Consider the following 694-nt stretch of genomic DNA (forward strand, 5'->3'; position numbering starts at 1 on the left):
GAGTGATCGTCGACGGCGTGGTGCAGGTAGCGGAACCCCCGCGAGCTGGCAGCGCCCGCGCGTGCCGCCCGGTTCCGTGCGACGCCAGATCTCCGGTGTTGCGCGGATGTCCGACCGTGGACGCGCCAGCCGCCGCCGTCAGGGATCCGGCCCTGCTTCTTGATGTCCACGTGCACCAACTGACCGGGCGCGGCGACCTCGTAGCGCTTCGGCTGGGGTTTGCGCACGGGCAGTCCCGTCGACTGGTCGATGCTGGCCAGCAGCGGCATCCGGTAACGCGCCAGGACGCGGCCGACGGCGGAGCGGTGCAATCGCAGGTGATACCCGATCCGATGCGGACCCCACCGGCGAGTGAAACGCAACGCCACGATCCGCCGCTCCGTCCGACGCGGCAACTGGGCCGGCGACCGATGCGGGCGGGAACTGTGATCGGTCAACGGCAACCCGGCCCGGTACCTGTCCGCCCACCGCTTCGCCGTCGCCGGAGAGCACTGGAACCGCTCCGCCGCGCGACGCAACGACCACCGCTGATCGACAACGAGAACAGCAAGACGACGACGCCCCTCCGGCGTCAAAGGCGCATTAGCGTGAGTCACGAAGACCTCCGTGGTCAGGACAGTGAGTGTGGTAACCCACATCCTGACGCGGAGGTCTTCGCTTACCTCAGATGTTCACAACGTCCCAGGGAACTACA

General features: G+C 68.0%; 1 protein-coding gene. It reads right to left on the bottom strand.

Annotated features, from left to right (window positions below):
- Positions 1-596 (bottom strand): helix-turn-helix domain-containing protein (locus tag ACPW96_RS23290; RefSeq protein ID WP_425886124.1); only part of this gene is annotated, 596 nt, incomplete at its 3' end.
- Positions 597-694 lie beyond the last annotated feature (98 nt).

It is taken from the genome of Micromonospora sp. DT81.3, from assembly GCF_049847225.1.
Lineage (GTDB): Bacteria > Actinomycetota > Actinomycetes > Actinomycetales > Microbacteriaceae > Microbacterium.